Origin of the sequence: Prevotella sp. CAG:592, from assembly GCF_000436015.1 — a bacterium.
GTDB lineage: Bacteria > Bacteroidota > Bacteroidia > Bacteroidales > Bacteroidaceae > Prevotella > Prevotella pectinovora.
Genome location: NZ_FR892533.1, coordinates 1 through 7,015 on the forward strand (window position 1 = coordinate 1; position 7,015 = coordinate 7,015).

General features: G+C 51.0%; 3 protein-coding genes. 2 read left to right on the forward strand and 1 reads right to left on the reverse strand.

Going from position 1 to position 7,015, the window contains the following annotated elements:
• Positions 1-286: 286 nt before the first annotated feature.
• Entirely contained in the window at positions 287-1,981 is a 1,695-nt protein-coding gene (locus QVO99_RS03010) for a Na/Pi cotransporter family protein (RefSeq protein WP_022316111.1), read from the reverse strand.
• Positions 1,982-2,070: 89 nt separating this feature from the next.
• Between QVO99_RS03010 and QVO99_RS03015 the strand changes: the two genes are divergently transcribed.
• Together QVO99_RS03015 and QVO99_RS03020 are read left to right on the forward strand one after the other, a co-directional pair.
• Complete coding sequence (locus QVO99_RS03015; protein WP_022316112.1) at positions 2,071-3,726, forward strand: nucleoside kinase; 1,656 nt, start codon at positions 2,071-2,073, stop codon at positions 3,724-3,726.
• A 400-nt stretch (positions 3,727-4,126) separates the two neighbouring features.
• On the forward strand, positions 4,127-6,973 hold the full coding sequence (locus QVO99_RS03020) for a M16 family metallopeptidase (RefSeq protein ID WP_022316113.1): 2,847 nt from the start codon (positions 4,127-4,129) through the stop codon (positions 6,971-6,973).
• The last annotated feature ends 42 nt before the right edge of the window (positions 6,974-7,015 follow it).

The window sequence follows — 7,015 nt, forward strand, 5'->3', positions numbered from 1 at the left end:
AAATCCAGGCAAGCCCTAATGACCGATTGGGGTTAAAAATGGGCAAGGTGCTTGCCCAAGTGGGGCAAGGTGCTTTCACATGTGGGGCAAGCAGCTTGCCCCACTTGGGCAGAATTGATGCCAGACGGATGCCCCAAAGTTCATGGTTTAGGAAGAGGCAGAAAACGACAATGGGAGACAAGGGCGATGCGACGATGACTTGTCGTTTTCTGCCCTTGTCCCCCACTGTGGATTATTCTGTCAGCCAGATGTGGATGTAGTCTGGCGTGACTGCGGTCAGGCGTGGTTATGCCTCGCGCTGCTTTGTTCCCATACGTGCCTCCACCACGTTGATGACGTAGTCGGCAAGTTTCTCACACTCGCTCACGATATCCATATACATCGTACCGATGGCGTAGGTGTAGAGATGGTTGTTCACGTCGTTGATGTTCTGGCTCTTGAGCTGCGTACGGTAGTTGTTTATCTCGTTCTCTATGTTGAACGAACGGTTCACGTCGAGGTCGTAGCGTCTGCTGGAGAGCATCACGTTCATCTGTGTGAGACTGTCGTCGGTGAGCTCGAACATCTGGTGCAGATGGTCATACTGCTGCTCGGTGAAGTCCTCCTTGCCACGCAGTTTGCGGTTCAGCGTGCGTGCTATGTTGTAGCAGCTGTCGCCGATACTCTCTATCTCTGATATCTCACGTAGCATGGCGCGTATTTTCGCCTTCGTCTCGTCGCTGAGGTGTGAGTCGCTCACCTTGTCGAGATAGTTGGCAATCTCTATCTCCATATTGTCGGAGATGCCTTCATATTTCTCGATGCGTGTGAAGAGCTTCACAAAGTCGTTCTCGTTTTTCACTCCGAGCAGTTCTCTCACCATAGAGAACATACGCTGTATGCGCTCTGCAAACGACTGTATCTCCTTGCGTGCCTCGAGCACCGAAAGCTCCGGAGTGGCCATGAGGGTGTTGTCGCCGATGTAGCGCAGGCGGAAGTCGTCTTCGTCCTTCATGGCGTTTGGCTTGATGATGGTGCATACGAGTTTTTCCATCTGTGGTATGAACCATATCAGCACTGCCGTGTTGCACACGTTGAAGGTGGTGTGGAAGGCGGCGAGCACCACAGAGAGGCGTGAGGCGTCGATGTGGCCTGAATGCGGGTCAACGCCCACGAATCCGCATACCATATCTATGAAGGGATAGAATATGCAGAGCACCCACAACACTCCGAACACGTTGAACGAGAGGTGTGCCATGGCGGCACGCCTTGCCTGGGTGTTGGCTCCCATCGCCGCGATGTTTGAGGTGATGGTGGTACCGATGTTCTCACCGAGCACGAGGGCTATACCCATATATATCGGCAGCACACCGCTGGAGCAGAGCACCATGGTGATGGCCATGAGGGCTGCCGACGACTGCATGCAGAATGTAAGTATCGTTCCCAATCCGAGGAACGCGAATATGGTGAGGTAGCTGTCTTTGTCGAACGACGAGAAGAATTCTATTACCGACTGGTTGTGACTGAGGTCCATTTCCTTGCCAGTGGCGCCGAGGGTGGAAATGGCGAAAAACATAAAAGCGACGCCGAACAGGAAGTCACCTACATAACGGTGCTTCTTCCTGTATATCAACAGGAGTGCTATGAAGAACACGGGGAACACCACGTTCGCCATATTGAACGAGAATCCCAGTGTCATGATCCATGCCGTGAACGTGGTACCGATATTGGCTCCCATAATCACTGATATGGCTTGGGCGAGTGTGAGGAGACCGGCGTTGACAAAGGATACTGTCATCACGGTGGTGGCAGTGGACGACTGCACAGACGCTGTTACGAACATACCGGTTATCAGTCCGGTAAAACGGTTTTTGGTCATGGTGCCGAGGATGTGGCGCAACTGCGAACCGGCCATCTTCTGCAAGGCTTCGCTCATGACCTTCATGCCATAGATGAGCAGAGCCAATGATCCAATGATCTTAAAAATAATCCAAATCGACATATTTTAAATTTATTTATGATGCTGACGCGCATTAATGTCGCAGAAAGGGAGTAACTTTACAAACGTGAATCCCTAAAAATGTAACACTTATGAAACAAGTAATACAAATCCGTTGCAAAAATAATAAAAAAGTTTTAAACTCTGCAATCGGAAGCACACTTTCTGAAATTTATGACGCTTCTGGCCTCGATATGAAATACGGTCCGGTGAGTGCAAAGGTGAACAACAAGGTTGAAGGACTCAACTTCAGGGTGTACCACAACAAGGACGTGGAATACCTCGACCTCACCTCGCCTTCAGGACAGCGGACATATACCCGAACCCTCTTCATGGTGCTCTGCAAGGCGGTGCACGACCTCTATCCCGAAGGCAACGTATGGATAGACATTCCGGTGTCTAACGGTTACTACTGCGACCTCATCATAGGCGAGGAAGTGACGGAACAGGTGGCAGCAAGAATCAGACAGCGCATGCAGGAGATTATCGACGCCAAACTGCCGCTGCGCCGCCACGAATGCACCACGGAGGAGGCGATAAAGGTATTCGAGGGCAGGGAGTCGAAGGTGAAACTGCTCAGAAGCACCGGTTCGCTATACACCACCTATTATGATATAGACGGATACAAGGACTACTACTATGGGTCGCTGCTCACCAACACGTCGCAGCTGAAACTCTTCGGACTGGAGAAATATTTCGACGGACTGCTGCTGCGCATACCGTCGCTCAAAGACCCGGGACAGCTCGGCGAACTGATACACCAGGACAAGATGTTCGATATCTTCAAGGAGCACCACCACTGGCAGGACATACTCGGTCTGCGCACCATCGGCGACCTGAACGAGGCTGTGGACAAAGGTATGACCACTGACCTCATAAACCTCTCTGAGGCTCTGCAGGAGAAGAAGATAGCGCATATCGCCGACGAGATAGCCGCAAGGAAGAAGGTGAAGATGGTGCTCATCGCCGGACCGTCGTCGAGCGGAAAGACAACGTCGTGCAAACGACTCTCAATACAGCTCCTCACCAACGGCATAAAACCTATCGCCATATCACTCGACGACTATTTCGTTGACCGTGAGCACACACCGAAGGACGAGAATGGCGAATACGACTACGAGAGTCTCTACGCCCTCAACATCCCGCTGCTCAACCAGCAGATGAACGACCTATTCAACGGCAAGGAGATAGAGCTGCCGAAATACAACTTCCAGACGGGACGCAGCGAGAAGAGCGGCAAGAAACTGAAGATGCACGAGAACGACGTGCTCGTGGTGGAAGGCATCCATGCACTGAACCCGGAACTGACGGCACAGATTCCCGACGAACAGATATTCCGTGTCTATGCCTCAGCATTCACCACCATATTGCTCGACAGCCACAACTATGTACCTACCACCGACAACCGTCTGCTCCGACGCATCATCCGCGACTACAAATACCGCGGCGTGAACGCCATGGAGACAATACACCGCTGGCCTTCGGTGAGGGCTGGCGAGAACAAATGGATATTCCCGTTCCAGGAGAATGCCGACGCCATGTTCAACACGGCGATGATCTTTGAGCTGGCAGTGATAAAGCAGCAGGCGGTGCCTCTGCTTGAGCAGGTGCCAGAGAACTGTGACGAATACAGTGAGGCATACAGGCTGCTGAAGTTCCTGAAATACATCAAGCCTATCACAAACCGCCAGGTACCGCCCACTTCGCTGCTCAGGGAGTTCCTCGGCGGAAGCTCTTTCAAATATTGATGAGGGGCAATCCATCCTGACCTCCGAAGAGGGAAGGGAGCGATTTGTCTTTAAACTCAAATCGGTCATAAGGACTTTTCCGGATTTTGATTTAACCCCAATCGGTCATTAGGCATTGCTTGGATTTTTCTTAAAGTCAAACAGTCTGATGACCGTTTTGGGTTTAACACCAATCGGCATGATACCGATTTGGATCAGAATCCAGGCAAAACCGGATGGTCTATTCCACTAAATGCCAGCCAAATATGTTAAAATAGGTTATATATCAAGGCTTTTCTGTAGTAAAATCAGGGTTTAAATCGTATGGTAATTGTAAATTTCCTAATTTTGTGGAGTTATTTCCACCATTACCGGATATTTTACGAAGAAAGACATACAATAATTTTAAACAATAATAAACATGAAAATCAGAAAAATCTTAGTGTTTGCGGCATTGGTTGTCACAGGCGCACTGGGCATCAACGCACAGGAGGCCAACCCAATGATGCAGCCCCTGCCTATCGATCCAGCAATAAGGACAGGCAAACTGGCAAACGGACTGACTTACTACGTGCGCCACAACGGTTATCCAGAGAAGCGTGTGAACTTCTACATCGCCCAGCGTGTGGGTTCTATCCAGGAGGAAGAGAACCAGCGCGGTCTGGCACACTTCCTTGAGCACATGTGCTTCAACGGAACAAAGAATTTCCCAGGCAACGGTGTTATCGACTACACCCGTTCACTCGGCGTGCAGTTCGGCGGCGACCTCAATGCCTACACATCCATCGACCAGACTGTATACAACATCAACAATGTTCCTACAGACCGTGGCATCGCAGCCCTCGACTCTTGTCTGCTCATCCTAAAGGACTGGAGCAACAGCCTGACTCTCGATCCTAAAGAAATCGACCAGGAGCGCGGCGTTATCCACGAGGAGTGGCGTATGCGCACATCGGCAAGCAGCCGTATGTTCGAGCGCAACCTCGAGAAGCTCTACCCTGGCAGCAAGTACGGCAAGCGCTACCCTATCGGTCTGATGTCGGTAATCGACAACTTCAAGCCTAAGGCTCTGCGCGACTACTACGAGAAGTGGTATCACCCAACAAACCAGGCTATCATCGTGGTTGGTGACATCGACGTAGACCGCACCGAGGCTAAGATCAAGGAGATGTTCTCTGACATCAAGAACCCGGAAAACCCGGCACCTATCGTTGACGAGCAGGTTCCAGACAATGCTGAGCCAATCATCATCGTCGACAAGGACAAGGAGGAGCAGATGAACTCAGTGGAGCTGATGTTCAAGTATGACTCTACTCCGGAAGACCAGAAAGGCTATCTGCCATACCTCATCGAGGACTTCGTTACCGACATGGCTTCTGCCATGCTGAACGCACGTCTGCAGGAGGAAGCACAGAAGGCTGACGCCCCATTCGTAAGCGCTTACGGATATGCCGGCAACTATATCTTCGCCAAGACAAAGGATGCGTTCACATTCATCGCCACTCCAAAGGACGGACAGACAGAGGCTTCTCTCGCTGCCCTGACCCGCGAGGCTATGCGTGCAGCCAAGTTCGGCTTCACCGCTACTGAGTATGAGCGTGCCAAGGCAAACTACATGAGCGCCCTTGAGAAGAAGTATACCAACCGCGACAAGATCAACAACGACGTGTTCGGCCGCGCTTGCGCAAGCAACTATCTTGAGAAGGAGCCTCTGCTCTCTATCGAGCAGACTTACCAGATCATGCAGCAGCTCACTCCGATGCTACCTGTAGATGTGGTAAACGAGGCTATGAAGCAGCTCATCAGCCTCAGCGACTCTAACGTTGTGATCTACAACACCACAACTGAGAAGGAAGGTATGGTATATTCTACAGAGGCAAGCTTGAAGAAGGCTTACGACGATGCCCGCGCAGAGAAGATCGAGGCTTACGTAGACAACGTTAAGCAGGAGCCTCTCATCGCAGAGCAGCCAAAGGCTGGCAAGATTGTTTCTGAGAAGGAGAATGCCAAGTTCGGATACAAGGAGCTGACACTGAGCAATGGTGCACGCGTATTGCTGAAGAAGACTAACCTGAAAGAGGGTGAGGTATTGTTCAACGGTTCTTCAAAGGGTGGTAAGTCTCTCTACGATGCAAAGGAGAGAGTTAACCTCGACCTGTTCAACGACGTGATAAGCTACAGCGGACTCGGAAACTTCAGCAGCACAGAGCTGCAGAAGGTTCTCGCCGGCAAGAACGCCAACGTGAACCTGTCTCTGGCTAACCTCCACGAGTATGTCAGCGGAAGCTGCACACCGAAGGATATGGAGACAATGTTCCAGATGAACTATCTCTACTTCACTAACATCAAGAAGGACGAGCAGGCTTTCAACTCACTCATCAACCAGTATCGCGCTGCCCTGAAGAACAAGTCTCTCTCTGCTGAGAGCGCTCTCCAGGACTCTGTAACATACACTCTCCACGCTCACGACGCCCGTCAGATTTCTCTCGAAGAGAAAGACCTCGACAACGCCAACTACGACCGCATCCTGCAGATCGCCAAGGAGCGCACTGCCAACGCTGCTGACTTCACATTCACCATCGTAGGTAACTTCGACGAGACTCTCGTCCGTCAGTACATCGAGACTTACATCGCTTCTCTGCCTTCAGTGAAGAAGGGCAAGAAGTTCGTTCACGAGAACTTCAACAAGATCTCCAAGTATGCTACAGGCACCGTGGACAACACATTCCACCGCAAGATGGAGACTCCTAAGTCTAACATCTACATGTTCTGGTATAACAACACCGTGCCATTCACTCTCGACAACTCTATCAAGGCCGACGCAGCCGGACAGGTGCTCGACATGGTATATCTGAAGACTATCCGCGAGGAGCAGAGCGCAGCATACTCAGCTAACGCCGGCGGTTTCGCCAACCTCGGCAACGACGTTCCATTCAACGCTATCTACGGCTACTGCCCTGTTAAGCCTGAGAAGAAGGACATCGCTATCCAGATCATGCGCGAGGAGCTGCAGAAGCTCGGTTCTACAATCGACGCTGACATGCTGAACAAGACCAAGGACCTGATGGTAAAACGCTATGAGGATGGTCTGAAGACCAACGGCTACTGGATGAACGTTATCCAGACATGGGACGAGAACGGTGTTGACATCAACACTGACTACGAGAAGCTCGTCAACGCCCTCACTCCAGCATCTGTTGCTAAGTATGTTAAGGACAACTTCATCGGCAAGAACAGCGTGAGCGTTATCATGCTCCCACAGGAATAATGATTTCACGCTGACAGAAATATATCTTAAAAAATCCCAGCC